Below are 25,749 nucleotides of genomic sequence, written 5' to 3'. Positions count from 1 at the left end.
GCCGGCTTGCGGCTCTGGACGCCGCCGCCGGCGGCGGGTACCCCCTCAGACGACCAGCGGGACATAGTGGTGCGGCAGGCGCATGAGGACGAGATCCTTGCGCCGGAGCGCCGTGGTCGGATAGGCGCCGCCATGGCTGCCGGTGTCGATCTCGGCGACCGCGAGATTGCGGTTGCCGGCGACGATCGCCTCCTGGCGCGGAAACAGGAACGTGTCCGGCCCGAAGACGCCGGAAAGGCCGGGATAGCCTTGGTCCGGCGCACGGACGTTGGCGAAGGCGAAGTGGCAGTTGTTCTCGCCGCTCCGCACCCGGAACTGATGCCAGTGCAGCGGGTCGGGTCCGGTCGGGATCGGCTCCGGCTGGGCGACGGCGCTGCCTTCGTGGCCGAGATGGAAGCCGTCCTTCACTGCGGCGGGGCAGGCGATCACGTCGCAGCCGCGGATCGCCAGCACCCGGCCGGCTTCCGGAAAGTCGGCGTCGTGGCCGAGGAGGAGGCCGAGCCGTGCGAAGGGCAGGTCGAAGACCGTCCAGTCGTCGCCGGGGCTCGCCCAATCGCGATCGGCCTCGGCGAGATGGGTCTGCCGATAGCAGCCGAGGAGCCCCTCCGGCCCGACCAGAACGGCGGAATTGTAGTTCCGCGCGCCATCTGTCTCGGCGAGGCCGGCGACGAGGAAGAGGCCGCTCTCGCGGACGATGGCCGCGAGACGCGCGACGGCCGGATGATCGAGGGCAATTGCGGTGGCCCCCGGATCCGTTAGGCCCGTCAACGCCCGTTCCGGCAGGATCAGAAGCTCGGCGCCATCGCCGGCTGCCTCTCTCGCGAGGCCCGCGATTGTTTCGATATTGCGCGAGACGTTGCCTGCGGGCGCGAATTCGCCGACGGCGATCCTGGCCTTGCGCCCCTTCGGCAGCGGCTGGTGGCCATAGAGCGAGAAGAAGTCGCCGGGGTTCCAGGCGAAGGTGTTGGTCATCAGCTCCTTGTAGAGCTCGGGCCGGCGCTGCTCGAAGATCGCCTCGCCGCGCATCCTCCGCTGCCGGGCGAGGGCCGGATCGATCGTCGCGGTGATCACCCCGTCGCCGCCGTCGATCACCGCGAGCATTTCCGCGTCCGGGCCGATGATGCAGCTCCCGCCGGAGAACTGGACGCCGCGCTCCAGCCCCCAGCGATTGCTTTCGATCAGATAGCAGCCGTTCTCGTAGGCGCGGTTGATCCAGTAGGGCGCGGGCGTGCGCTCGGCCAGCCAGTTGGAGATGTGGCAGATGACGTCGGCCCCGCCGAGGGCTGCCAGACGCGCCGTCTCGATGAAATGGATGTCCATGCAGATGAGCAGGGCGAGGCGGCCGAGCGGCGTCTCGAACACCCGATGGCCAAGGTCGCCGCTCGCCGCCCATTTCGGCTCGGAGATGTAGGGATGGGTCTTGCGATGGGTACCGACGACGCCGTCCGGCCCGATCAGCACGGCGGAATTGTAGTAGAGATCGGTCGCCGGATCGACCTCGGGCATGCCGACGACGAGGAAGACGTCGCGCCGCCTGGCGATCTCGGCGAAATGCTCCGTCGTCGGTCCGGGCACCGGCTCGACGAAGGGCGCGACCTCCTTGCGGTCGTGCCAGCAGTAGCCGGTGGTTCCCATTTCCGGCGTCACGATCAGCTTCGCGCCGGCATCCGCGGCCTCTTCGATCAGCCGGGCGAGCGCCTCGAGGTTGCGCTGCTTGTCGCCCATGACGGGCTCGAACTGCACGGCCGCGGCTTCGAACGGCGAGGACATCGGCAAACTCCGGCAAAGCGTCTCCGGCCGCGCAGCGAGGCGGCGCGGCGGAGCGGGCAGAATTCGGGAAGGGCCGGGCGATCGGCGGTGCCGCCGCCCGGCGAAAGATCAGCGGGCGATGCCGGAGATCGATTTCAGGACGGATGCCCCGACGGTGTATTTCGGATCGACCATGTTGCCGAGGCGGATGCGGCCGCACTGGGTGAGCAGCATGTAGGCGTCGATTTCCTCGAAGCCGAAATCCGCCGCCATCCAGCGGATCAGCTCACGATAGGCGCCGCGCGCCGCATCCTCCATCGGCCGGGACGAGCCGATGGTCATGTAGAATTTCTCGTTTTCGAGCCGCGGCGTCTTGATCGTCCAGCCCTTGATCAGATCGACCCGCAGCGTCGTCACCGTCGGGTGCTCGATGGCGACGCCGCAGAGCTCGCCGTCACCCTGGGCGGCGTGGCAGTCGCCGACATAGAGATAGGCGCCTTCGGTGTTCACCGGCAGATAGATCACCGCACCCGGCGCGACGTCCGGCAGGTCCATGTTGCCGCCGTAATAGTCCGGGACGAGGGAGGAGATCGCCTCGATCTCCGGCGCCGTGCCGATCGTGCCGATGAACGGCTCGTAGGGCAGCGTGATCCGGTCGTTCCAGACGGTGCCCTTCTCCTCGGTGATCTCCAGCTTCTTCACCCGCTCGGGCAAGGGCGCGGTCAGCATCGCCGTGTCGCCGGTCGGCACCAGGCCGCCGAATTCCGGCATGATCACGGTGGTTCCCCGCGGCTGCGGCCCGCGCGGCACCACGCTTTCGATGTAGACCGCCAGGCAGTCGCCCTTCTCGGCACCGTTCACCCAGATCGGGCCGTTCTGCGGGTTGAGATAGGGAAAGTTGAGGATCTCGCTCGGCTTGTCGGTCTCGGACTTGATGGCGCCCTCGAAGGCGTCGTGGGTTTCGGCCGAAACGACGGCGCCCGGATCGACGGTCAGAACCGGCTCGACGAAGGCGCCATAGACGTAGTGATACTTGCCCTGGCTCGCCTCGGTGATGGAATGGGTGGTGAGCGCCTTGCCCTTGGCGACGGCCTTGCGGGCCATGATGGAATCGTCGAACCAGCTCATGGAGCATTTCCTCTCTTGCTTCTGATGCTTTCGCTCGCGGCTCTTTCATGCCGCTCGGGAAACTAGACGGCGAGATAGCGCCGGACGGTGTCGCGATCCTCCAGCGCGTCCCTGCCGATCTCGGCGGTGATCCGGCCCTTGTCCATGACGTAGCAGCGCTCGGCCATCGCCCGGATCATGTCGAGATTCTGCTCGACGAAGACGACGGTGATGCCGGTCTGCCGGTTCAGGTCGACCATGATCCTCGCAATGTCCTGGACGATGTTCGGCTGGATGCCTTCCGACGGTTCGTCGAGCAGGATCAGCGAGGGGCCGCCCATCAGGACGCGGCCGATGGCGAGCTGCTGCTGCTGGCCGCCGGACAGGGTGCCGGCCCGCTGGTCGCGGCGCTCCTTCAGGATCGGGAAATAGCCGTAGATCGCATCGAGCCGCGCGGCAGCATCGCTCCTGCCGCCGCCGATCGACTGGCCGACCAGAAGGTTCTCGCCGACGCTCATGCGCGGAAAGACGTCGCGTCCCTGCGGCACGTAGCCGATGCCCTGCCGGGCCCGGCGGTGCGCCGCCATGGCATCCAGCGCCTCGCCCTGAAACAGCACCGAGCCGCGGTCCGAGGGCAGAAGACCGATCAGGCTCTTCATCAAGGTGGATTTGCCGACGCCGTTGCGCCCGATCACCGCGACGATCTCGCCGGCGCGGACCGAGAGGTCGACGCCCTGCAGCACCGGTTTGCCGCCGTATCCGGCCCAAAGCCCCATGGTTTCGAGGAGGATTTCCTTACGCATGGACCTCGCCCAGATAGATCGCAGCCACCCGCTCGTCGGCGACGATCTCGTCGATCGTGCCCTGTGCGAAGACCTTGCCGAAATGGAGGACCGTGACCTTCTGGGCGATCTGCCGCACGAAGGCCATGTCGTGCTCGACCGCGAGGACGCTGACGCCTTGCGCATTCAGCGCCTGGACCATTTCGCCGGTGGCGAAGGTCTCGTCCGGCGTCATGCCGGCGGTCGGCTCGTCGAGCAGCAGCAGTTTCGGCTTCAGCGCGATCGCCATGCCGATTTCCAGCCACTGCTTCTGGCCGTGGCTGAGCGAGCCGGCGAGCTGGTCTTGCGCGTCCTTCAGCTTCAGGAACTCCAGCAGCCGGTCGATCTCCTCGTTCAGCGTCGCGCCCTGAAGGTGGTGCTGCAGGGCGATCTGCAGGTTCTGCCTTACCTTCAGCGCCTGGAAGATGCCGGGCACCTGGAACTTGACCGAAATGCCGCGCCGGATCCGCTCGAAGGGCTTGGCTCTGGTGATGTTCTCGCCGTCGTAGAGGATCGCGCCGCCAGACGGTGCATGCTCGCCGAGAACGAGCTTGAAGAAGGTGCTCTTGCCCGCGCCGTTCGGGCCGATCAGGCAGTGAACCTCGCCGGTCTCGACGGTGAAATCGACCTCGTCGGTGACGTGCAGGCCGCCGAACCACTTGTCGAGCTTTTCGGTTCGAAGGATCGCCATCACGCGCGCTCCCGCTTCAGGCGCCGTCTCAGGCCCTTGGAAAACAGCGCACCGAGGGTGATGAAGATGCCGCTCGGCGCGGCAAGGATCGTCACCACCAGGAGAACGCCCATGACGACGAGGGCATACTGGCTGCCGTAGATCGTCAGATACTGAAAGCCGGCGAGGACGAGGAGCGTGCCGAACAGCGTCGTCGTCAGGTCCGAGCGTCCGCCGACCGCCACCCAGACGACGGGAAGCGCTGCCGCCGACATGCCCATCGACGACGGCGTGATGTAGTTGCCCCAGGCGGTGTAGAGGACGCCCGAGAGGCCGGCGAGACCCGAGCCGATGACGAAGGCGCCGAGCTGGTAGCGGCGGATGTCGTAGCCGAGCATCTCGGCGCGCTGCGGGTTTTCGCGGATGGCGACGAGGACGTTGCCGAAGCGCGAATTCACCAGCATCCGCAGGGCGAGATAGACGACGACGAGGATCGCCAGCGTCAGATAGTAGAGCGCGACGTCCGGGAATAGGACGATGTCGCCACCGGGCCAGGGGATGGTGAGGGACGGCATGCCGCCCATGCCGTTGAAGCCGTTGAGGCGGGCCGAGCCGATCGCCCATTCCGGTCCGGCGGTCTGGGACATGAAGCGCTCGAGCACCAGCGTCACCGAAAGGGTCACGATGCCGAGGAACACCCCGCTGATCCGGCCGAAGAACAGGAAATAGCCGAGCACGGCGGCAAACAGTGCCGAGATCGCCACGGCGGCGACGAGCGAGAAGAAGGTCAGGCCGTAGGCGTCGCCGAGATTGATGGTCAGGACGCCGTAGGCATAGCCGGCGACGCCGAAGAAGGCGGTCTGGCCGAAGGATAGCGCCCCGCCATAGCCCCAGATCAGGCCGAGGCCGAGCGCCATGAAGGCCCAGTTGAAGAAGTAGACGTTGTTGCCGACGTCGTAGCCGTCGGCAAACAGCGGATAGGCGCAGGCGAGAGCCAGCACCACGGCGAAGCCGGCCCAGAAGCCCGGCCCCTTGCCGAGGGTCTGGGGCCCTTCGAGGAGCCTGAGTGCGGATGACACGGAGTTACGCGAAGACACGTCAGGCCCTTTCCCGCAGGATGAATCCGGTGAGGCCCCGCGGCAGAATGCGGATGACGACGATGACGGCGACGAGGAGGCCGATCTGGCCGGCGAGCTGCCCCTGCCAGGAGGTCAGCCCCGCCTTGACCACCGCGAGGATCGCGGCGGCCGGCGCCGTGCCGAGGAAGATGTCGGCGCCGCCGACGACCACGGTGACGAAGGCCTCGACGACGAAGGCCGAGCCCATGGTCGGCACCAGCGTCATCGTCGGCGCGTAGAGCCCCCCGCAAAGCCCGGCGAGGGCCGCACCGAGGCCGAAGGTGAGGCTGTAGATCAGCGAGGTGTTGACGCCGAGCGCCTCGGCGATGTGCGGCACCTGGATCGTCGCGCGGGCGAGGATGCCGAAGCGCGTGCGGGTGAAGACGAGCCAGAGGACGGCGAGCGTCGCCAGCGCGGCCAGCATCAGGACCAGGCGGTAGACCGAATAGCCGTAGCCGCCGACCGAAAAGCTGCCGAAGGGCGTGCCGGTGCCGGGCATGGTCGAGCCGAGGATGATCAGCGTCCCCTGCGTCGCGATCATCGAGATGCCCCAGGTCACGACGATCGAATCGAGCGGCCGGGAATAGAGGTGGCGGATGATCACCCGCTCCAGCAGCATGCCGACGAGGCCGGCGACGGCGGTGCCGAGGAAGATGGCGATCGGCAGTGGCAATCCGACCTGCACCGCGCTCGTCGTGACATAGGCGCCGCACAGGATGAACTCGCCATGGGCGAGGTTGATGATCCCCATCATGCCGAAGATCACGGCGAGACCGCAGGCCGACAGGACGAGGAAGGCGAAGGCGTCGCCGGTCTGGTAGAGAAACGAGAAGAGGCCGGACGAAAAGTCCATGGACGGTCCTTCGTTGCGAAGATCGGAAAGCGGGCCAAGCGGGGAGCCGGGAAGCGCCTCGCCCGGCGGTCATGCGGGCTGCGAGACGATGGCGGGTGAAGGGCCCCGGAGCGGAAGGGCGCGGGAAGCGCCCTTCCATGCGGGCCGGATCAGCCGCCCGACTTCTTCGGGTTGTCGGACGGCGTGTACTGGGCCTCGGGGTTGTCCTTGGTCAGGTCGCAGCCGACGTCGCCGAGCCAGTAGGGCTTGATGTCGTCCCAGACCTTCGGAAAGGTGATCGAGTGATCCTCGCCGACCTTGGCGAGATAGATCGTGTGGGACATGTGCTGGCTCTTCGGGTCGATGCAGACGTGGCCCTCCGGGGCGTCCATGCAGACGTCGCCCTCGGCGATCACCTTGCGGATGGCGTCGTGATCGGTGGAGCCGGCGCGCTCGACCATCTGCTTGTAGAGATAGACGGCGATGTAGGAGTTCTCGGCTTCCTGGTTGATGTAGGGCTCGTCCGGGAACTTCTCGTGCCACTTCTCGACGAATTCCTTGCTCGCCGGGTTGTCGACTTCCTCGATCCAGTTGGTCGTGACGTACATGTCGGCGAGCGAGGGCGGCTGGAAGCGCTTGTGCTCGTAGCCCTGGCCGACATTGACCGAGGAGGCCATCGGCAGGCCGACATTGGCCGAGGCCGCCTGCTCGTAATAGGAGGCCTGGGCCGTGCCGACGAGGAGGGTCACGAGGAAGTCGGGCTTGGCGTTCTGGATGTTCTGGATGGTTTGCGAGAACTGCGAGACGCCGAGCGGGATGAACTCCTCGCCGGCCATGGTGCCGCCGTTCTCCTTGACGATGTCGCGGACCCATTCGGCCGAGATCTGGCCGAAATTGTAGTCGGCGGCGATGGTGTAGACGTTCTTGCCGTACTTCTCCATCATGTAGGGGATCAGCGTCGAGAACTGCTGCTCGGGCACGGCGCCGGTGACGATCATGTTGGCGTCGCAGACGCCGCCTTCATACTGGTTGTTGTAGAAGGCGAGGCCGTCGAACTGGTCGACGATCGGCCGATAGGCCTCGCGCGAGGCCGAGGAAAAGCCGGCGAAGACGACGTCGACCTTGTCGCGCTGCAGGACGCGGCGCATGAATTCCTGGTAGCGGCGATTGTCCGACTGGGTGTCGTAGGTGACGAGTTCGAGCGGCCGGCCGGCGATGCCGCCATTGGCGTTGATCTCCTCGGCCGCCAGCTCGATGCCGTGCACCTTGCCGATGGTGGCGACGGCGAAATCGCCGGACTGATCTTCGAGGACGCCCATCTTGATCGGCTCGCCGTCCTGGGCGAAGGCCGCCGCCGACAAGGCAAAGAGGGTCCCCAGCGTCGCAAGGACGCCTGATGCTCTGATCTGCATGATCTTCTCCGTTTCGGGGGTTATTCCGCGGACCGGGTCATGACGAGGGTTTCGGCTCCGCTCTCGGACTGCGCCGCGCTCCGTTGCACGACGTACTGGCAGTAGGCTTCGATGCTGAGGCGCGCCTGCATGCTTTCCCGGCGCAGGATCGCGAAGGCGTGGTCGTCGTCGTCGAGGCCCCGCTCGCGCATCAGTTTCAGGATCGCCTTGATGACGTAGCGGCGCTGGCGCCGGCGGGTCTCGTGCGCAGCGAGAGCACCGGACAGGTCCGCTTTCTGGGCAAATTCGTTGACCGCGAGGTAGAGGGCGGAAAACACCGAGCCGCCATAGACCGGCTTGGCGAGGAAGGCCGTCGCTCCCGCCTGCATCAGCGAGCGCAGCCGGCTCGGCGCCTCGACGCCCACCAGCCCGACCACCGGCGCCAGCGGCAGCGAGCCCGGTCCGGCGGAAAAGGGCAGGACCGGCGCGCGGGGAAGGTCGCCGTCGACGAAGACGACGTGGTCTTCGGCCTGCAGCGGGACCTGCGACAGGTCGACGGCCTCCTCGCCGGTCGCACGGTGCTCGACCGTCAGGCCGAGCCGGGCGAGGGTGGGCGGAAGCGTCGCCGAGACGCGCTCGTCGTTGGAGACGAGGATCGCGTGGCGGCGGCTGAAATTCTGGACGAAGCGGGACGGTGCCATCAGACCACCCTCAGTTTCGGCCGTTGCGCCACCGCTTCCAGCGGAGCGGCGGCCCTGACGAGATAGGGATCGGGACGAACCGGCCGATCGGCCTCGACGAGAATGTCGAACTGCCCGTCGGGGCTGGAGCGGCCGATGCGCGGCGTGAGATAGCAGTGCATCGTCTCCGGATCGATCGTCACCTTGCCCTGTGGGGCATCGAGCGACTGGCCGGCGAGCGCGGCCTTGACCGGCGCGATGTCGCCGCCGCCTGCGTCACGCAGCGCCTCGGCCAGGAACCGGACTGCGATATAGGCGGCCTCCGCCTCGGCCGAGACCACCGGCCCGTCCGGAAACATCGCCTGGTAGCCGGCGACGAAGGCCCGGTTCACCGGCGTGTCGATCGAGGCGAAATAGACGCTGGAGGACAGGTGCCCGTCGATCGCCTCGGGGCCGATCTCGGCGAGTTCGGGCTCGGACAGATTGCAGCTGGCGATCGGGAACCGCGTCTTCTGGTCGATGCCGCGCGCTTCGCAGGCCCGGCGGAACTGCCGGAAGAAGGCGTAGGCAGACTGGCCGATCAGCGCATTGAAGACGAAGTCCGGCCCGGCCTCGAAGATCGCCGCGATGATGGCGGAAAAATCCCTCTCGCCGACGGCGAAATAGCGCTCCGCCAGCACCTTCCCGCCGCGCTGGGTGATGTCCTCGCGCAGCACCCGGTTGCTCTCCCAGCCCCAGATGTAGTTCGAGCCGACGCAGAAGGCCCGTTTGCCGAAGCGCGAGACGAGATGGTCGACGAGCGGCGACATGTGATGGTTGGGCGCGGTGCCGGTGTAGACGACGTTCGCGGAGCTTTCGAAGCCTTCGTAATGGGCCGGATACCAGAGCAGCGCGTCGCGCTTCTCGAAGATCGGAATGACGTCCTTGCGGCTCGACGAGGTGTAGCAGCCGACGACGTGGCGGATGCCGGCATCGAGCATCGTCTCCACGGCCGGGGCATAGGCGGACAGGTCGCTCGCCGGATCGACGACGGTCGGAACCAGCTCGACCCCTGCGGATGCATCCGCATTGACCGCCCGGCAGGCCATCAGCGCCCCGTTCAGCATCGTCCGGCCGACCGTGCCGTAGGAGCCGGTGGCGGAGAACAAGATGCCGATCGGATAGCGGAGGCTCGCCATGAAAAAGCACTCAACACAATGCGCCCGCCAGCACTCGGTGCTGCCAGGGCGACGTTGCCAGAACTCATGAAGGGTCATCTGTCGGCGCGATTTTGAGCAGCGTTGCTCTGCGCACAGCTTTTAGGCTGACGGGTTTGCAGGGGCTTGTCAAGCGCCCGGCGATGGCAAATTTCGCCGGCGGTTTCGCGCTTGCGTCCGTCGCCGAAATCTGTCCGGCTTACGCGTGTGCAGGCGCGCCGACGGGCCACCGAGGCCGCCCGCGACATCCTCTTCCGGAAAGGGTTGACGCATGGACCTGAAGTTGCAAGGCCGCAAGGCGGTCGTCACCGGCGGCACCAAGGGCATCGGCCTCGCCATCGCCGAAACGCTGGCTGCGGAAGGCGCAGCGGTCGCGATCTGCGCGCGCAACGCGGCGGAGGTCGAAGCCGAGGTCGAAAGGCTCGCGGCCAAGGGCGTCGCGGCCTTCGGAAAGGCCGTCGACGTCGCCGACGGTCCGGCGCTCACCGCCTTCGTGACCGAGGCCGCCAATGCCCTCGGCGGGCTCGACATCGTCGTCGCCAATGTCAGCGCGCTCGCCGTCGGCGGCGACGAGGAAAGCTGGAAGAAAGGCTTCGAGACCGATCTGATGGGCACCGTGCGGCTGGTCGACGCGGCGATGCCGTTGCTGGAAAAGAGCGACGCGGCGGCGATCGTCACGATCTCCAGCGTCTCGGGACGCGAGATCGATTTCGCCGCCGGGCCCTACGGCGCCTTCAAGGCGGCGCTGATCCACTACACGCAGGGGCTGGCCTACAATCTCGCCGCGAAGAACATCCGGGCGAACACGGTCTCGCCGGGCAACACCTATTTCAAGGGCGGCGTCTGGGACCAGATCGAGACCGGCAACCCGGAGTTGTTCAGGGCATCGCTCGCCCTGAACCCGACCGGGCGGATGGCGACGCCTGAGGAGATCGCCAACGGTGCGGTGTTCCTCGCCAGCCCCGCCGCGAGCTTCATCACCGGCACCAATCTCGTCATCGACGGCGCGTTGACCCGCGGCGTCCAGTTCTGAGTCGGCTCGCCCGAGCGGCGCTCAAGTCTTCTGCGAGGATGAAGCGACCGACAGGTCGCTTCACGTCAGGTCCGACCGGGGCGCGGCCCGATCGCTGCGGCTCCGCCACAATCGGGTCAGGCGGTCAGCCGCTCGCTGTGGCGGGTGTTCCTGCGGCGCCCTTCGAGGACGCCGAGAACGGCCATTGCGGCTTGCAGGACATTGGTGCCGGGGCCAAAGATCTCGGCGACGCCGGCATCGACGAGCGCCTGGTAATCCTGTGACGGGATGACGCCGCCGCAGACGACGTGAATGTCCGCGCGGTTCTTCTCGGCCAGGGCGGCGATCAGCTCCGGCACCAGCGTCATGTGTCCGGCCGTGTGGGACGAGACGCCGACGACGTCGACATGCTTGTCGATCGCCAGAGCGGCGACCTCCTGCGGCGTCTCGAACAGCGGGCCGAGATGGACGTCGAAACCGAGATCGGCGAAGGCGGTGGCGATCACCTTCGAGCCGCGGTCGTGACCGTCCTGACCGAGCTTGGCGACGAGGATCGCCGGCTTGCGGCCCTTCGCCTTCGCATAATCGGCGATGCGCTGGCGGATGGTGGCAAATTCCGGGTCGCTTTCATGGGCGGAGGCGAAGACGCCTGAGATCAGCGACGTCGAGGGCTCGTGCCGGCCGCCGAAGCCGTCCTCCATCGCCTGGGAGATCTCGCCGAGGGTGGCCCTGGCCCGCGCCGCTTCGACGGCGGCGGCCAAGAGGTTGCCGTCCTTGCCCGAGGCGCAGGCGCGGAGCGCCGCGAGGGCGCCCTCGCAGGCGTCCTTGCTGCGGGTGCGTCGCACCTCTTCGAGCCGGGCGATCTGCGAGCGTCGCACGGCCGCCGTGTCGATGTTGAGGATCTCGATCGGCGTCTCTTCCTCCAGCCGGAAGCGGTTGACGCCGACGACGACGTCCTCGCCCTTGTCGATGCGCGCCTGACGCAGCGCCGCCGCCTCCTCGATCCGCCGCTTCGGCAGGCCCTCGGCGACGGCCTTGGTCATGCCGCCGGCCGCCTCGACCTCCTCGATCAGCGCGAAGGCCGCGTCGGCGAGGTCGCGCGTCAGCGCTTCGACATAGTAGGAGCCGCCGAGCGGATCGACGACGTTGGTGACGCCGGTCTCGTGGGAGAGGATCAACTGGGTGTTGCGGGCGACGCGGGCCGAGGTCTCGGTCGGCAGGGCGATCGCCTCGTCGAAGGAATTGGTGTGCAGCGACTGGGTGCCGCCGAGCACCGCCGACAGCGCCTCGTAGGCGGTGCGCACGACGTTGTTCATCGGGTCCTGCTCGGTGAGCGAGACGCCCGAGGTCTGGCAGTGGGTGCGCAGCATCTTGGAGCGGTCGTCGGTGGCGCCGAAGTCCGTCATGATCTTCGCCCACATCTGCCGCGCGGCCCGCAGCTTGGCGACTTCCATGAAGAAGTTCATGCCGATGCAGAAGAAGAAGGAGAGGCGGGGGGCGAACTTGTCGACGGACAGGCCCCGCGCCATCGCCGCGCGGACGTATTCCATGCCATCGGCCAGCGTATAGGCGAGCTCCTGGGCGAGCGTCGCGCCGGCCTCCTGCATGTGGTAGCCGGAGATCGAGATGGAGTTGAAGCGCGGCATCTCGGACGCCGTATAGCCGATGATGTCGGCGACGATCCGCATCGATGGCTCGGGCGGATAGATGTAGGTGTTGCGGACCATGAACTCCTTCAGAATGTCGTTCTGAACGGTTCCGGTGAGCTTCGCCCTGTCGACGCCCTGCTCTTCGGCGGCGACGATGAACATCGCCAGCACGGGGATGATCGCGCCGTTCATCGTCATCGACACGCTCATCGTCTCGAGCGGGATTCCGTCGAAGAGGACCTTCATGTCCTCGACGGTGTCGATGGCGACGCCCGCCTTGCCGACGTCGCCGGCGACGCGCGGATGGTCGGAATCGTATCCCCGGTGGGTGGCGAGATCGAAGGCGACGGAAAGCCCCTTCTGGCCCGCAGCGAGGTTCTTCCGATAGAAGGCGTTGGATTCCTCCGCGGTCGAGAAGCCGGCATATTGGCGGATCGTCCAGGGCTGGCCGGCATACATCGTCGCGCGGGGCCCGCGCGTGAAGGGCGCAACGCCGGGCAGCGCCGTCGCCGCCTCCGGCGGCAGATCCTCGGCGGTGTAGAGCGGCTTGATGGCGATCCCCTCGGCGGTCTGCCAGGTGAGGCTCTCGACCTTTCGGCCCTTCATCTCCTTGGTCGCCAGATCGAGCCAGTCCCGCGGAAACGTCTCGCTCATGTCTCGAACTCCATGATCACCGCATCGACGGCAAGGCTGTCGCCGGCCTTCACCGGAACGGATTTCACCACCGCCTTGTGCTCGGCCTTGAGGACGTTCTCCATCTTCATCGCCTCGATCACGGCCAGCGTCTGGCCGGCCTCCACCGTCTCACCCTCGGCGACGGCGATCTGGACGACGACACCCGGCATCGGGCAGAGAAGGAGGTTGGAGGTATCCGGCGCCTCCTTCACCGGCATCAGCTCGGCGAGCTTCGCCAGATGCGGCTCGTAGACCTTGGCATCGACGTCGATGCCCTTCAACCGCAGGCGGAAGCCGCCGACGATCGGATCGACCCGCAAGCTCAGCGTCTCCTCGCCGAATGCCAGCCGGGCGGTCCGCCGGCCCCGCTGCCAGTCCGTCTCGACCTTGCCGAGGTCGACGCCGTCGACCGTGACGCCCGCCTCGCCGAGATCGACGGTCAGCCGGTGCTCGTCGATGAAGACGATGCGCCGACCGCTTTCCCGGGACAGGGCGAGGTTTTCGCCGAGGCTCGGCATCGGACCGGCGCCCCGCCGCTTCGAGGCTTTGGCGAGGATCGCCGCCGCCGCCGCGAGCTTCGCCCGCATCGGCGCATCCGCCTCGGTGCCGTCGAAGCCCTCCGGATATTCCTCGGCGATGAAACCGGTGGAGATCTCGCCCGAGCGCCAGCGCGGATGCTGCATGATCGCGGCGACGAAGGGGACGTTGTGGCCGATGCCGTCGAGGACGAAGCGGTCGAGCGCCTCGGCCATGGCGTCCGTCGCCGCCTCCCGCGTCTCGCCCCAGCTGCAGAGCTTGGCGATCATCGGATCGTAGAACATCGAGATTTCGGAGCCTTCCGCGACCCCGGTGTCGTTGCGCACGATCGGCGCGCCGCCGCCGATGGCGCGGCCGGCCGGCCCGGTGCTCGATGCGGGCGAGCCGTCGAGCGGGCCTTCCTCCGGCGGCGAATACCGCTTCAGCCGGCCGATCGACGGCAGGAAGCCGCGATAGGGATCCTCGGCATAGACGCGGCTCTCGATCGCCCAGCCGTCGATCTTCACGTCGTCCTGCGTGAAAGGCAGCTTCTCGCCATTCGCGACGCGGATCATCTGCTCGACGAGGTCGACGCCGGTGATCAGCTCCGTCACCGGGTGCTCGACCTGCAGCCGCGTGTTCATCTCGAGAAAGTAGAAATTGCGGTTCTTGTCGACGATGAACTCGACGGTGCCGGCGCTCTCGTAGTCGACGGCCTTGGCCAGCGCCACCGACTGCTCGCCCATTGCCTTGCGGGTTTCGGCATCGAGGAAGGAGGAGGGGGCCTCCTCGACGACCTTCTGGTTGCGCCGCTGGATCGAACATTCGCGCTCGTTCAGATAGACGCAAGTCCCGAAACTGTCCGCCAGCACCTGGATCTCGATGTGGCGCGGCTCTTCGACGAACTTCTCGATGAAGATCCGGTCGTCGCCGAAGGAGTTCTTGGCCTCCGAGCGCGAGCGGTCGAAGCCGTCGCGGGCTTCCTCGTCGTTCCAGGCGATGCGCATGCCCTTGCCGCCGCCGCCGGCCGACGCCTTGATCATCACCGGATAGCCGACCTCGGCGGCGATCTTCGCGGCATGGCCGGCATCTTCGATCAGCCCCATGAAGCCCGGCACGGTCGAGACGCCGGCTTCCGCCGCCAGCTTCTTCGAGGTGATCTTGTCGCCCATGGCCCGGATCGCCTTCGGCTTCGGCCCGATGAAGGTGATGCCGGCCTGTTCGAGCTTTTCGCAGAAGTCGGCATTTTCGGAGAGGAAGCCGTAGCCGGGATGCACCGCCTCGGCGCCGGTCTCCTTGCAGGCCGCGATGATCCTGTCGCCGAGGAGATAGGACTGGTTCGCCTGGGGCGGGCCGAGATGCACCGCCTCGTCGGCCATCAGCACATGCATCGCGTCCCGGTCGGCATCGGAATAGACCGCCACCGTGGCGATGCCCATGCGCCGCGCCGTCTTGATGACCCGGCAGGCGATCTCGCCGCGATTGGCGATGAGGATTTTCTTGAACAAGTCCCGTCTCTCTCCCTTTGCCGGGGCCGGCCATGCCCCAGCCTCTTCGTCTTATCCGCCCGCGGCCGGTATCGTCACCATGGCTGCCTAATGCTTCGGGCGCATGAGCGCCGCGCGTCCCGCCGCCTCCTCCCGGCCGGCCGGCGCCGCCGCTCGCAAATGCGGTTGCGTCGCAAGGCTCGGCGTCGACTCGAGGTCATCGCGATGCCTCGATGCCACCACGCCGCCTGCACAAGAGGCGCCGACACGGAAGCATCGTCATTCTCGGGCTCGGTCCCGAGAATCCAGGGGCGGCGGCCGCTGCATCGGCCGCGTCTGCCCCCTGCAACTTTCGTCGATAGAGCCCTACGATTCCTGGATTCTCGGGACGGAGCCCGAGAATGACGGCGCGTTGGTTGCAGCGTCTCCCTTTACTTCTTCAGCGATGGCATCAGTCGTGGAGCGTTTCCTTGGACGGTCGTGCCCCGTTGCCTGTTATAGGTCGGGCGCCACGACATCCCATCAGGCCACTCGCCGGTCACACCTCCAGCAGCTCCTGAAACGCCTCCGGATAGCTCTTCCTCGCCACCTCCTCGTCGATCATCAGCATCGCCTCGTAGGAGGCCGGATCGAAGGGCTTTTCGGCCGGCACGATCTCCCGGTTGAACAGCCAGGAGATGCGGCCCGCGTCGAGATTGCCGCGCTCGAAGGGCTCGGGGCCGAACAGGTGCCAGAGCGCGTGCAGGAAGGCGGCGTCGGCGAGCTTTTCGGTCGGCGTGCGGTCGTTGAAGCGTTTGCGCTCGATGATCTTGGTCGCGCCCTTGGGGTTGGCCCGTCGGATGGTGAACTGGAAGCCGGTTCCCGGCAGCCCCGAGGGGATGCCGCGATGCTTGGTCATGTCGGGGAGATTGGCCATTATTCCGCAGCCTCCGCAGGGGGAACGGCGCCGGGAGCTGCGCCGCCGACAATCAGCGCCTTGGCGCTGATATATTCGTCGATCGATTCCCAGCCCACGGCATCGCCGAAAGGCAGGATTTGCCAGTCTTTCCGCTGCTCTGCGCTTGCGGCGGCAAGCCGTGGATACCACCAGAGGGGGGCCTCGATACGTCGTCCGTCGGCCATCGAGACGATGATGTGATCGGCCGTTATCGCCACGTCGGAGACGGCGAGATTGGGCATGTCTGGACCCTCCGTTCTCATTCGGCGGCCTCCGCAGGGGGAACGGCGCCGGGGGCCTTCGATCCTCGCAGCATTCCCTTGATGCTCAAGTCCTCGTCCAGTTCCGGCCAGTGGATGCCGGAATACATGAGCTCGAGCGTGTTGCGCTCGGCATGCGAGGCAGCGAGGAGGCGCGGATACCACCAGAGCGGTGTCACGATCTCCCGCCCGTCCGCCAGCCGCACGTGAAGGCTCTCCTGATCGCACCATGCGGCCCGCGGCGCCTCGGCATCCCTCTCATTCTCCGAATTGGTCATTCCAGACACCCAGCAGATGGACTTGCTGCTCCTTCGTCTTTTCGATCAGCGCCCGCAAGGCCTTGGAAGAATGGCCACGATTGAACGCCACGGAGAGATCGTGCAGCCAAATCTTGCATTCAGCCCCGTCTTTGAAAATGTGAACGTGCGCCGGTTCGATCGCGTCATAGGGATACCAGAAAAACCGATATCCACGCCATCTGAGAACCGTGGGCACCCGTGCGTCCTCCCCGAAGCGTGGAGCCCGCTCGTCTTATACGAGCTTTTCCCAGCATCTTCGCCATCAGGCCAACCGCCTCCGCCGCATGAAGACATAGGCGACGATCCCCGCATGGATGGCGATCGCCACCGCGAGGCCGACGAGATGGTGGCCGGCCCCGACGCCGGGCTCGGCGCCGACGACCAGAGCTCCCGCGATGCCGACCGGGAGGAACAGGACGACGGCCGTTGCGAGGCCGGGATTGTAGGCCCGCAGCCGGATCGCCTGGCCGATATGGGCGAGGGCATTGACGAGGGTGAGGTAGACGCCGATCAAGCCCCAGCCGATGCCGACGCCGAAGGCGAGCCAGATCGAGACGAGGTTGACGCCCCAGACGCCTGGGACGTTGATGACGAAGACCGCGGCATCGTCGAGGACGGGTTTGCCCTTGCCGATCATCGCGTTGATGGCCGCTGCGAAGCGGCCATCGTCGTGTTCTTCGAACTGGTGGACCATGTAGACGGGCAGTTGCAGGAAGACCAGCGTCAGCGCCGCCGTCCACTCCGCTGCCAGGATCGGCGTCAGAGCGAGGATCAGGAGCCCCGCCAGGAAGCCGCCATAGACCCAATGCTCCACCAGCCGGGACAGCATCAGGAATCGGACCCGATCTTGTCCTGCGTCTTCGTCTCGAAGTCCGCCGCGTCGTGGCGCTCGTGGAGCTGGGTCGAGGGATCGCCGGTCACGGAATTGACCATGGAGCCGCGCTTTGCGCCCTTGCGCTCGCCGATCTGCTTCCTCCAGCGCTGGACGTTCTCGTACTCGTCCACGGAGAGGAAGGTGCCGGCGTCGCCATAGGCGTCATGGGCGGCGATGCGGCCGTACCAGGGCCAGATCGCCATGTCGGCGATCGTGTAGTCGCTGCCGGCGACGTATTCGTTGTCCTTGAGCTGCTTGTCGAGCACGTCGAGCTGGCGCTTCACCTCCATGGCGTAGCGGTCGATGGCGTACTGGATCTTCATCGGCGCATAGGCGTAGAAATGGCCGAAGCCGCCGCCGAGGAAGGGCGCCGAGCCCATCTGCCAGAACAGCCAGTTCATCACCTCGGCGCGGGCCCGCGCCTCGGTCGGCAGGAAGGCGCCGAACTTGTCGGCGAGATAGGTGAGGATCGAGCCGGACTCGAACAGCCGGATCGGCGCGCCGCCGTCCTTCGGCTCGTGGTCCATCATCGCCGGGATCTTCGAATTCGGATTGACCGAGACGAAGCCGGAGCCGAACTGGTCGCCCTTGTTGATGCGGATGATCCACGCATCGTATTCGGCCTCGGAATGCCCGGCGGCGAGCAATTCCTCCAGCATGATCGTCACCTTGACGCCGTTCGGCGTGCCCAGCGAATAGAGCTGCAGCGGATGCTTGCCGACCGGCAGATCCTTCTCGTACTGCGCGCCGGCCGTCGGCTTGTTGATCGAGGCGAAGGCACCGCCGGATTCGGTGTCGGGCGTCCACACCTTCGGCGGGACGTAGCCGGCGGGCAGGTTCTTCTCGGGCGGGAACTTGTTTTCGTCGGTCATGGTCATTCAGCTTTCTCGCTGGTGAATTCTTCGACGACGCGCTGCGCCGCAGCCGGGTAGATATCGAGGCGACCTGTCATGACGAGCCGCAACGGAGCGTTCGCGATTCCGCCCGGCCGCCTCGTCATCAGAGCGGAATGTTGTCGTGCTTGCGCTTCGGCGCGGCGACCTCTTTCGTCTTCAGCATCTCGAAGGCGCGGATCACCCGCCGGCGCGTCGAATGGGGCATGATCACCTCGTCGACGAAGCCGCGCTGGGCGGCGATGAAGGGATTGGCGAAGCGATCCTCGTATTCCCTGGTGTGGGCGGCCAGCTTCTCGGCGTCGCCGGCATCCTTGCGGTGGATGATCTCGGCCGCGCCTTTCGCCCCCATCACGGCGATCTGGGCCGAGGGCCAGGCATAGTTGACGTCGGCGCGGATGTGTTTCGAGGCCATGACGTCATAGGCGCCGCCATAGGCTTTTCGCGTGATGACGGTGACCTTCGGCACCGTCGCCTCGGCATAGGCGAAGAGCAGCTTCGCCCCGTGCTTGATGATGCCGCCGAGTTCCTGGGAGACGCCGGGCAGGAAGCCGGGCACGTCGACGAGGGTGAGGATCGGAATGTTGAAGGCATCGCAGAAGCGCACGAAGCGGGCGGCCTTGCGGGAGGAATCGATGTCGAGACAACCGGCGAGCACCATCGGCTGGTTGGCGACGACGCCCACCGTCGAGCCGTTCAGCCGGACGAAGGCGGTGACGACGTTGCCGGCGAAGTCCTTCTGGATCTCGAAGACGTCGCCCTCGTCGGCGACCTTCTCGATCAGTTCGCCCATGTCGTAGGGCTTGTTGGGATTGTCCGGGATCAGGGTGTCGAGCGACATCTCGGTTCGCGCCGGATCGTCGAGGGTCTCGTAGACCGGCGGCTTGTCGCGGGAGGAGAGCGGCAGGAAGGAGAACAGCCGGCGCATCTCGGTCAGCGCCTCGACGTCGTTCTCGAACGCCCCGTCGGCGACCGAGCTCTTCTTCGAATGGGTGCCGGCGCCGCCGAGTTCCTCGGCCGTCACCACCTCGCCGGTGACGGTCTTCACGACGTCGGGCCCGGTGACGAACATGTAGGAGGTGTCGCGCACCATGTAGACGAAGTCGGTCATCGCCGGGGAATAGACCGCGCCGCCGGCGCAGGGGCCCATGACGACGGAGATCTGCGGGATCACGCCCGACGCCTGGACGTTGCGCCAGAACACCTCGGCATAGCCGCCGAGCGAGGCGACCCCTTCCTGGATGCGGGCGCCGCCGGAATCGTTCAGCCCGATCAGCGGCACGCCGTTCTGGACGGCGAGGTCCATGATCTTGCAGATCTTCTCCGCGTGGGTCTCCGACAGCGAGCCGCCGAAGACGGTGAAGTCCTGGGAGAAGACGTAGACGGGCCGTCCCTCGATGGTGCCCCAGCCGGTGACGACGCCGTCGCCGGGGATCTGCTGTGCCGCCATGCCGAAATCGGTGGAGCGGTGGGTCTTGAAGGTGTCGTATTCCTCGAAGGAGCCTGGGTCGAGGAGGGCGTCGATGCGCTCTCTCGCCGTGAGTTTGCCCTTGGCGTGCTGGGCTGCGATGCGCTTTTCGCCGCCGCCGAGCCGCGCCTCCTCCCGCCGCGTCTCCAGCTGCTGGATGATGTCGAGCATCGGCTTGCCTCCTCCTTCACGCACCGCCGCCGACGGCTCCGGAGAATCACGCCGACATGCGAGCATCCTAGATGAAACGGTGGCCGGCAAAGTCCAGAAACTTTGGTGGCGACGGTGGTTCGGCCTCGCCCTCGTCACGGGCGGCGTGGTCATGACGATCGCGGCGTTGGGAATGCGGGCCGGCGCGCCGTTGCGCGATCGGCAGGCGCGGTCACCCGTTTGGAGGGAATTGTCGTCCGGCCGTTCGATCGCCGATGAGCGGGAACGCGTCCCGGGCGGGCCATCGCCGCGCCAGCGTCCGACGCCTCACCCCTCGTAGCGCTCCCAGCCGTTCGGGGTGAGATGTTCCTGGGGCTGGAAACGGATCTTGTAGGCCATCTTCTTCGAGCCATCGACCCAGTAGCCGAGATAGAGATAGTTGAGCCCGAGCTTCCTCGTCCGCTCGATGTGATCGAGGATCATGTAGGTGCCGAGGCTGCGCTCGTCCTCGAAGGGGTCGAAGAAGGAATAGACCATCGACATGCCGTCGGCCATGACGTCCGACAGGGCGACGGCGACGAGATCGCCGTCCGAGGCGGCGGAAAAGGCGGAGTCCGGGCCGCGGCGGCGATATTCGATCAGCCGCGTGTCGACCTGGCTGTCCTCCACCATCATCGCATAGTCGAGGACGCTCATCTCGGCCATGCCGCCATGGGCGTGGCGATGGTCGATGTAACGGCGAAACAGCGCGTACTGCTCGCTCGACGGGCTCGGCGACGACATCCGGCCGACGAGGTCGCGGTTCTTCGCCAGCACCCGCTTCATCGACTTGCCGGGCGAGAACTCGTCGGCGACGATGCGAACCGAAACGCAGGCGCGGCAGTGCTCGCAGGCGGGGCGATAGGCGATGTTCTGGCTGCGGCGGAAGCCGCCTTGGCTGAGCAGGTCGAGAAGGCCCGGCGCCCGCTCCCCCACGAGGTGGGTGAAGACCTTCCGTTCGGCCCGTCCGGGAAGATAGGGACAGGAGGACGGCGACGTCAGGAAGAACTGCGGCGTCTGCGGGTGATGGACGGTCACGTGCTATCCCGAAAAGTCAAAGCCCGTAATACCATGGTGCGACGAGAGTGAATGTTAACCACACCAGGAGGACGAGGGGAACTCCCGCCTTCACGAAGTCGACGAAACGATAGCGTCCCGGCCCCATGACGAGGAGATTGGTCTGATAGCCGATCGGCGTCGCGAAAGAGGCGTTCGCCCCGAAAATGACGCAGGCGAGCCACGGTTCCGGCGAACTTCCCAGGCGACGGGCGATGTCGAGGGCGATCGGCGTGAACAGGACCGCCGTGGCGTTGTTCGACAGGAAGTTGGTGAAGATCGCCACCACCAGGAAGAGTCCCGACAGGAGCACCACCGGCGAGGCGCCGTCGAGGGCCGTCAGGGCGCCGTCGGCGATGAGGCGGGCGCCGCCGGTGCGCTCGAGAGCGGTGGCCGCCGCGATCGCGGCGCCGACCAGCATGAAGATCGACCGGTCGAAGGAACGCGCCGCCTCGCCGATGGTGAGGCAGCCGGTCGCCACCATGGCGATGGCGCCGCAGACGGACAGTACCTCGATCGGCAGAATGCCGGCCGCCGAGAACGACACGATGGCGACGAAGATCAGCGTGGCGAGCAGCGCCTTCGCCGATTGCGGGATGGCCTGGGCGGAATATTCCAACAGCAGGAGGTCGTGATTGCCGCGCAGCGCCGAGATGTTCGCCTCGCGTCCGCACAGGAGGAGGGTATCGCCCGGCTCGAGGCGGATCTCGGACAGCGCCGCCCGCGCCATGCGGCTCTTCCTCTGCAGGCCGAAGAGGGTGATGCCGAACTGGGTCCTGAGGCCGGAGAACTGCATGGTCCGGCCGGCATAGCGCGAGCCCGGCGCCACCACCGCTTCGGCCATCACCATGTCCGGGCCGATCTTGTTGGTCGTGCCGGCCTGGTCGCCGCCGGAGGGATCCAGCGTCTTCACCTTGAGATTGCCGCGCGACAGCGCCCGCGAGAAGGCCCTGCGCGTCGCCGTGACGATCAGCCTGTCGCCGACGGCGAGTTCGATGTCGTCGAAGGGCGGCAGGATGGTCTGGTCGTTGCGGATGATCATCCGCGGCGTCAGGTCGCCGAGACCGCGAAACAGCCCCGCACGCGCCTTCAGCCCGAGGAAATCGTGCCCCTCGGTGACGTCGATCTCGCCGAGGAACTGTTTGCCGCCGGGGTCGAGGACGCGGCCGCCGTCCTGCGCCTCGCGCGGGGTCAGGATCCGCGGCATCACCCGGATGACGTAGAGCGCTCCGATGACGGCGATGGCAAGGCCCGGCACCGTGATGTCGAAGAAGCCGATCTCGATGCCCGAGCGCAGGGCGACGCCGGCGACGAGCAGATTGGTGGACGATCCGATCAGCGTGGTCACGCCGCCGAGAATCGACAGGAACGACAGCGGCATGAAGACATGGTTGGGCGAGATGCCCCGCTGGGTGGCGAGCATCGTCAGGATCGGGATGAAGATGACGACGACCGGCGTGTTGTTCAGAAAGGCGGAAAGCGTCGCGGCGGAAACCAGGACGATGGCCACGGCCGCCGCCCCGACATTGCCGCCGAGCTTCGTCAGCCAGGCGGTCGGCCGCGACATGGCATCGGTCGCGAACAGGCCCTGGCCGACGATGAGCAGCGCCATCACGGTGATCAGTGCCGGATTGGCGAAGCCGGAGAGGAGGTCGGAGGTGGTGACCGGAGCGCCGGACGCGTCGGAATAGGGAAACGCGGAGAACAGCACCAGAAAGGCGGCGAGGGATGCCGCGGCCACCCCTTCGATCGGCCAGCGCTCCAGGGCGTAGCCTATCATGCTCACCAGGATGAGAAGATAGGTGAGCCAGATGTGCAAGAGATCCATGAACCGACGCGAGCTGTTGTCCCCGCGCCGTTATCTCCGGCCGAAAGCCGGCTGACAACCCGGTCGCCCGAGATTCCTTCGCCCTCGCAGCCGGCCCATCGGTCGGGCCGGGAGGGGCTCAGGCCTCCATGTCGCGAACGACGACGGTGCCGAGCAGAAGGTCGTGCAACAGCTGCTTGCGCGGAGTGAACAGGGCGACGAGCAGCACGAACGGCGTCAGGACGGCGTTCGCCGCCCAGAACAGGACCCCGTGGAGGACCGCCAGCGTCGGATCGACCCGGCCGCCGTCGAGCCTTGCGACGGTGACGCCGGCGAACCGCATGCCGGGCGTTGCCTGCCGGCTGCCCCCCATGGTGAAGGCGATGTAGAAGATCGCCACGACCGGAAACAGGAATGCGTAGAGTCCCCAGGCAAAGCCGAAGGAGACGATGCCGAGGAGAAAGATCACCACGGCGGCCGGGACGCAGAGCAGGAGAACCAGCGTATAGTCGAAGACGAAGGCCAGCATTCGCCTGCTCCGCACGCCCCGATAGGCGCGTGGCGCGTCGAGATGATCCATGCGCGGTGCGGTGAGCGTGGTCTCGGTCACGGTCTTTCATTCTCCCAAGGACATTGCCGGACGATGCAGCCCGGCTGCGGTCCTGAGATGGGAACTGGAGGGCGAGCGTGCAATGACCCGGCCATGACGCGCCCTGCCGCGAAAGGCCGGCACCGGGCGAGGTCAGCCCTGCCGTTTCAATGCTGCGACATGGGCCTTCAGGTCGAAGCCCTCGCGCGCCACCTCGTTGCGGGCGACGACGAGGTCTTCGGCGAGAAGACGCCGCCCGAGCATGTGTTCGCCCGGCCGGTTGACCGTCTCGATGCCGAGCAGCCTTTCGCCTTTGAAGCAGTAGGCGACGAGCTTGCCCGCCTCGCCGAGCCCGGCGGTCTCGACATGGTCCGCCCCCGCCGTCAGCCCGACGATCTGCAGCTTGAACGGGCCCTGGTCGCTCCAGAACCAGGGGACGGCGCGATAGGGCGGGAGCGACGCCGCGCCGGAGATGATCCTTTCGGCGACGAGCTTGGCCTGGTCGACGGCGTTCTGCACCGATTCCAGCCGGACGATCCTCTCGGCGAAGGGCGAATGGAAGGCGGCGCAGTCACCGATGGCGAAGATCCGCGGATCGGCCGTCGCCATATGGTGGTCGACGAGGATGCCGTTCCGGGTTTCGAGCCCCGCCTCGGCGGCGAGCTGGTCGTTCGGCGTGACGCCGGCGGCGATCAGGACGAGATCGGCGGCGAGCTCCTCCCCATCCGACAGCCGGACGGCCCGGGCTCGGTCTTCGCCGAGTACCGCCGCGACGGCGGCGCCGAGGCGGATCTCGGTGCCCATCTTGCGGTGTTCGTCGAGGAAGAAGCGCGAGACTTCCCGCGATACGGTCCGGCCCATCAGCCGGTCGGCCGCCTCGACGACGGTGACCTGTTTTTCCAGCGCGCGCAGCGCGGCCGCCACTTCGAGGCCGATGAAGCCGCCACCGACGACGACGACGCGCGCCGCACCCGCAAGGCCCGCGCGCAGACGTTCCGCCTCCGCGGCGGTGCGTAGCTGGTGGACGCCGGCGAGTGCGTTTCCGGCAATCGGCAAGACGCGGTTCGAGGCGCCGACCGCCAGGACGAGATGATCGTAGGCAAGGCTCCCGCCGCTCGCCAGACCGACCGTGCAGGCCTGTCGGTCGATCGCCACGACGCGGTCCCCCGTCCGCAGCGAGATGGCGTTCTTTTCGTAAAAGCTCCGAGGCTTCAGGAGCAGGCTGTCGAAGTCCGCATCCGTCTTGATGTAGGTCTTCGACAAGGGCGGGCGCTGATAGGGCAGCCGCGGCTCTTCCGCAACGATGGTGACGGGGCCGCCATAGCCGCCCTGGCGGAGGCTCGCCGCGACCTGAAAGCCCGCCTGGCCGCCGCCGGCGACGACGACGCCCGTCTTGCCGCCGGCCGTCCCCTCGATCGTCCCGCTCATTCGCCGCCTCCTGATCTTCGCCGCCGATACGGTACTTCTCGCCCGCAGCGCAGCGACGCCCGGCCGCCGCCACGACGGCGTGTCGCCATGCGAGCCGAGTCGCGCCAGCTTCGAAGTCTGACCTTTTGACAGGTCGGCCGCAATCGAGGAAGGCTCGCGAGGGAAGCCCCCCCCCACGCGTTTCGCGGTGGTCTGTACCCTTCGCCGGATCGGCGATGTCCGGAGCCCGATCGATGCAGACACCACAGGCCCTGAACGCCGCCTTCGCCTCGGGCAAGTCGCACGACGTCATCGTCGAGACGCTGCGCTTTGCCGGCGCCAACCGGGTTCTCGACGTCGGATGCGGCAAGGGGCGGCTGGTCGCCCGGTTGATCGCCGAGGGCTTCGAGGCGGCCGGCACGGATCCCAATCCGCGCGCCCTCGAATCGGCGCGGGCGAATGCGCCCGGAGCCCGATTCGCGGATGCCGGCGCCGAAATGCTTCCCTTCGACGACGACGGTTTCGATGCGGTGGTCTTTCTCAATTCCTTCCACCACGTCCCCGTCGACCGCATGCGCCAGGCGCTTGCCGAGGCGCGGCGGATCGGCCGGAGGGGTTGTCCGCTCGTGATCGTCGAGCCGCTGGCCGAGGGCAGCTATTTCGAGGCGATGCAGCCGGTGGAGGACGAGACGGCGATTCGCCATGCCGCCGGCGTCGCCATCGCCGATGCGGTTCGCGCCGGCTGGTTCGGGCTGAAGGGCAACGTCGTCTTCGAAACGACCAGCCGGTTCGCGAACGTCCAGGAATTCGTCGACGGATTGATCGCAGTCGATCCGGCGAGAAGGGCCTCGGCCGAACGTCACAAATCCGAGGTAGAGCGGCGGTTTCGCGAATGTTCTCAGAAGGATGAAGGTGGCTTCCGGCTGATGCAACCATTGCGCATCTACTGGCTGGCAGTCCAGAAGAATTGAAACAATTCTAAGTACTGCGCGCGTGAATCAGTTTTCGGCGCATTTTGCAATCATTCCGTTGTCGCGCGGGCGTTCTTCTCGCCCTATAGTGCTTAT

The 25,749-nt window shown here is 66.8% G+C and carries 24 protein-coding genes; 2 read left to right on the top strand and 22 right to left on the bottom strand.

Annotation, left to right across the window (positions count from 1 at the left end; genetic code table 11):
- Positions 1-45 precede the first annotated feature (45 nt).
- The 9 genes from LZD57_RS21380 to LZD57_RS21340 all read right to left on the bottom strand — a co-directional run bounded on the left by LZD57_RS21380 (position 46) and on the right by LZD57_RS21340 (position 9,546).
- Positions 46-1,770: a nitrilase-related carbon-nitrogen hydrolase gene (locus LZD57_RS21380; protein ID WP_233721613.1), complete on the bottom strand. Its 1,725-nt coding sequence runs from the start codon at positions 1,768-1,770 to the stop codon at positions 46-48.
- Between the two features lie 108 nt (positions 1,771-1,878).
- The gene (locus LZD57_RS21375; RefSeq protein WP_233721612.1) at positions 1,879-2,877 is read right to left on the bottom strand and encodes an acetamidase/formamidase family protein; all 999 of its coding nucleotides are present in this window, start codon (positions 2,875-2,877) and stop codon (positions 1,879-1,881) included.
- Positions 2,878-2,939: 62 nt separating this feature from the next.
- The gene (locus LZD57_RS21370; protein WP_233721611.1) at positions 2,940-3,659 is read right to left on the bottom strand and encodes an ABC transporter ATP-binding protein; all 720 of its coding nucleotides are present in this window, start codon (positions 3,657-3,659) and stop codon (positions 2,940-2,942) included.
- Positions 3,652-4,368, bottom strand: a complete 717-nt coding sequence (locus tag LZD57_RS21365) for an ABC transporter ATP-binding protein (protein WP_233721610.1) — start codon at positions 4,366-4,368, stop codon at positions 3,652-3,654. The genes LZD57_RS21370 and LZD57_RS21365 overlap by 8 nt, the downstream gene beginning before the upstream one ends.
- A complete protein-coding gene (locus LZD57_RS21360) occupies positions 4,368-5,426 on the bottom strand; it encodes an ABC transporter permease subunit (RefSeq protein ID WP_233721609.1) in 1,059 nt (352 codons plus the stop codon). Before LZD57_RS21360 ends, LZD57_RS21365 begins: the two co-directional genes overlap by 1 nt.
- A 19-nt stretch (positions 5,427-5,445) precedes the next feature.
- On the bottom strand, positions 5,446-6,318 hold the full coding sequence (locus LZD57_RS21355; RefSeq protein WP_233721608.1) for an ABC transporter permease subunit: 873 nt from the start codon (positions 6,316-6,318) through the stop codon (positions 5,446-5,448).
- A gap of 149 nt (positions 6,319-6,467) precedes the next feature.
- Positions 6,468-7,709, bottom strand: a complete 1,242-nt coding sequence (locus LZD57_RS21350) for an urea ABC transporter substrate-binding protein (protein ID WP_233721607.1) — start codon at positions 7,707-7,709, stop codon at positions 6,468-6,470.
- Positions 7,710-7,729: 20 nt separating this feature from the next.
- Positions 7,730-8,389 (bottom strand): ANTAR domain-containing response regulator, encoded by a 660-nt coding sequence (locus LZD57_RS21345; RefSeq protein WP_233721606.1) that lies wholly within the window; start codon positions 8,387-8,389, stop codon positions 7,730-7,732.
- Positions 8,389-9,546, bottom strand: a complete 1,158-nt coding sequence (locus tag LZD57_RS21340) for a transporter substrate-binding domain-containing protein (RefSeq protein ID WP_233721605.1) — start codon at positions 9,544-9,546, stop codon at positions 8,389-8,391. Before LZD57_RS21340 ends, LZD57_RS21345 begins: the two co-directional genes overlap by 1 nt.
- Positions 9,547-9,835: 289 nt before the next feature.
- On the opposite strand from LZD57_RS21340, the gene LZD57_RS21335 reads away from it, so the two are divergent.
- Positions 9,836-10,597 carry an SDR family NAD(P)-dependent oxidoreductase gene (locus LZD57_RS21335; protein WP_233721604.1) on the top strand — a complete coding sequence of 254 codons (762 nt, stop codon included), beginning with the start codon at positions 9,836-9,838 and terminating at the stop codon, positions 10,595-10,597.
- 116 nt (positions 10,598-10,713) lie between these two features.
- Here the strand turns inward: LZD57_RS21335 and scpA are convergent, their stop codons facing one another.
- From scpA to LZD57_RS21270, 13 genes are all read right to left on the bottom strand, one after another.
- A complete protein-coding gene (gene scpA, locus LZD57_RS21330) occupies positions 10,714-12,879 on the bottom strand; it encodes a methylmalonyl-CoA mutase (protein WP_233721603.1) in 2,166 nt (721 codons plus the stop codon).
- Entirely contained in the window at positions 12,876-14,924 is a 2,049-nt protein-coding gene (locus tag LZD57_RS21325) for an acetyl-CoA carboxylase biotin carboxylase subunit (RefSeq protein WP_233721602.1), read from the bottom strand. Before LZD57_RS21325 ends, scpA begins: the two co-directional genes overlap by 4 nt.
- A 517-nt stretch (positions 14,925-15,441) precedes the next feature.
- Positions 15,442-15,819, bottom strand: coding sequence for a hypothetical protein (locus LZD57_RS21320; protein ID WP_233721601.1), 378 nt, complete (start codon positions 15,817-15,819; stop codon positions 15,442-15,444).
- Positions 15,819-16,082, bottom strand: coding sequence for a DUF2442 domain-containing protein (locus LZD57_RS21315; RefSeq protein WP_233721600.1), 264 nt, complete (start codon positions 16,080-16,082; stop codon positions 15,819-15,821). The genes LZD57_RS21320 and LZD57_RS21315 overlap by 1 nt, the downstream gene beginning before the upstream one ends.
- A 17-nt stretch (positions 16,083-16,099) precedes the next feature.
- A complete protein-coding gene (locus LZD57_RS21310) occupies positions 16,100-16,378 on the bottom strand; it encodes a DUF2442 domain-containing protein (protein WP_233721599.1) in 279 nt (92 codons plus the stop codon).
- On the bottom strand, positions 16,359-16,595 hold the full coding sequence (locus LZD57_RS24195; RefSeq protein WP_233721598.1) for a DUF4160 domain-containing protein: 237 nt from the start codon (positions 16,593-16,595) through the stop codon (positions 16,359-16,361). The genes LZD57_RS21310 and LZD57_RS24195 overlap by 20 nt, the downstream gene beginning before the upstream one ends.
- Before the next feature lie 66 nt (positions 16,596-16,661).
- Positions 16,662-17,228, bottom strand: a complete 567-nt coding sequence (locus tag LZD57_RS21300; RefSeq protein ID WP_233721597.1) for an HXXEE domain-containing protein — start codon at positions 17,226-17,228, stop codon at positions 16,662-16,664.
- Complete coding sequence (gene yghU, locus LZD57_RS21295; protein ID WP_233721640.1) at positions 17,228-18,145, bottom strand: glutathione-dependent disulfide-bond oxidoreductase; 918 nt, start codon at positions 18,143-18,145, stop codon at positions 17,228-17,230. Before yghU ends, LZD57_RS21300 begins: the two co-directional genes overlap by 1 nt.
- A gap of 127 nt (positions 18,146-18,272) precedes the next feature.
- Complete coding sequence (locus tag LZD57_RS21290) at positions 18,273-19,805, bottom strand: acyl-CoA carboxylase subunit beta (RefSeq protein ID WP_233721596.1); 1,533 nt, start codon at positions 19,803-19,805, stop codon at positions 18,273-18,275.
- Positions 19,806-20,111: 306 nt separating this feature from the next.
- Positions 20,112-20,861: an arginyltransferase gene (locus tag LZD57_RS21285; RefSeq protein WP_233721595.1), complete on the bottom strand. Its 750-nt coding sequence runs from the start codon at positions 20,859-20,861 to the stop codon at positions 20,112-20,114.
- 16 nt (positions 20,862-20,877) lie between these two features.
- Entirely contained in the window at positions 20,878-22,707 is a 1,830-nt protein-coding gene (locus tag LZD57_RS21280) for an SLC13 family permease (RefSeq protein ID WP_233721594.1), read from the bottom strand.
- Between the two features lie 118 nt (positions 22,708-22,825).
- A complete protein-coding gene (locus tag LZD57_RS21275) occupies positions 22,826-23,266 on the bottom strand; it encodes an RDD family protein (protein WP_233721639.1) in 441 nt (146 codons plus the stop codon).
- A gap of 162 nt (positions 23,267-23,428) precedes the next feature.
- Complete coding sequence (locus LZD57_RS21270) at positions 23,429-24,703, bottom strand: NAD(P)/FAD-dependent oxidoreductase (RefSeq protein ID WP_233721593.1); 1,275 nt, start codon at positions 24,701-24,703, stop codon at positions 23,429-23,431.
- Between the two features lie 233 nt (positions 24,704-24,936).
- Between LZD57_RS21270 and LZD57_RS21265 the strand changes: the two genes are divergently transcribed.
- The gene (locus tag LZD57_RS21265; RefSeq protein WP_233721592.1) at positions 24,937-25,653 is read left to right on the top strand and encodes a class I SAM-dependent methyltransferase; all 717 of its coding nucleotides are present in this window, start codon (positions 24,937-24,939) and stop codon (positions 25,651-25,653) included.
- Positions 25,654-25,749: the final 96 nt, after the last annotated feature.

Origin of the sequence: Jiella avicenniae, from assembly GCF_021390325.1 — a bacterium.
GTDB classification, from domain to species: Bacteria; Pseudomonadota; Alphaproteobacteria; order Rhizobiales; family Rhizobiaceae; genus Jiella; species Jiella avicenniae.
Note: the sequence above shows the minus strand (reverse complement) of the source record. Positions and strands in the feature narration are given on the sequence as shown.

Coding starts and splice junctions, on each gene's coding strand:
- LZD57_RS21315 (WP_233721600.1), bottom strand. CDS start 16,082: ATGCCCAATCTCGCCGTCTCCGACGTGGCGATAACGGCCGATCACATC.
- LZD57_RS21375 (WP_233721612.1), bottom strand. CDS start 2,877: ATGAGCTGGTTCGACGATTCCATCATGGCCCGCAAGGCCGTCGCCAAG.
- LZD57_RS21345 (WP_233721606.1), bottom strand. CDS start 8,389: ATGGCACCGTCCCGCTTCGTCCAGAATTTCAGCCGCCGCCACGCGATC.
- LZD57_RS21355 (WP_233721608.1), bottom strand. CDS start 6,318: ATGGACTTTTCGTCCGGCCTCTTCTCGTTTCTCTACCAGACCGGCGAC.
- LZD57_RS21265 (WP_233721592.1), top strand. CDS start 24,937: ATGCAGACACCACAGGCCCTGAACGCCGCCTTCGCCTCGGGCAAGTCG.
- LZD57_RS21340 (WP_233721605.1), bottom strand. CDS start 9,546: ATGGCGAGCCTCCGCTATCCGATCGGCATCTTGTTCTCCGCCACCGGC.
- LZD57_RS21335 (WP_233721604.1), top strand. CDS start 9,836: ATGGACCTGAAGTTGCAAGGCCGCAAGGCGGTCGTCACCGGCGGCACC.
- LZD57_RS21300 (WP_233721597.1), bottom strand. CDS start 17,228: ATGCTGTCCCGGCTGGTGGAGCATTGGGTCTATGGCGGCTTCCTGGCG.
- LZD57_RS21310 (WP_233721599.1), bottom strand. CDS start 16,378: ATGACCAATTCGGAGAATGAGAGGGATGCCGAGGCGCCGCGGGCCGCA.
- LZD57_RS21270 (WP_233721593.1), bottom strand. CDS start 24,703: ATGAGCGGGACGATCGAGGGGACGGCCGGCGGCAAGACGGGCGTCGTC.
- LZD57_RS21365 (WP_233721610.1), bottom strand. CDS start 4,368: ATGGCGATCCTTCGAACCGAAAAGCTCGACAAGTGGTTCGGCGGCCTG.
- scpA (WP_233721603.1), bottom strand. CDS start 12,879: ATGAGCGAGACGTTTCCGCGGGACTGGCTCGATCTGGCGACCAAGGAG.
- LZD57_RS21290 (WP_233721596.1), bottom strand. CDS start 19,805: ATGCTCGACATCATCCAGCAGCTGGAGACGCGGCGGGAGGAGGCGCGG.
- LZD57_RS21350 (WP_233721607.1), bottom strand. CDS start 7,709: ATGCAGATCAGAGCATCAGGCGTCCTTGCGACGCTGGGGACCCTCTTT.
- LZD57_RS21320 (WP_233721601.1), bottom strand. CDS start 15,819: ATGGCCAATCTCCCCGACATGACCAAGCATCGCGGCATCCCCTCGGGG.
- yghU (WP_233721640.1), bottom strand. CDS start 18,145: ATGACCGACGAAAACAAGTTCCCGCCCGAGAAGAACCTGCCCGCCGGC.
- LZD57_RS21380 (WP_233721613.1), bottom strand. CDS start 1,770: ATGTCCTCGCCGTTCGAAGCCGCGGCCGTGCAGTTCGAGCCCGTCATG.
- LZD57_RS21275 (WP_233721639.1), bottom strand. CDS start 23,266: ATGGATCATCTCGACGCGCCACGCGCCTATCGGGGCGTGCGGAGCAGG.
- LZD57_RS21370 (WP_233721611.1), bottom strand. CDS start 3,659: ATGCGTAAGGAAATCCTCCTCGAAACCATGGGGCTTTGGGCCGGATAC.
- LZD57_RS21280 (WP_233721594.1), bottom strand. CDS start 22,707: ATGGATCTCTTGCACATCTGGCTCACCTATCTTCTCATCCTGGTGAGC.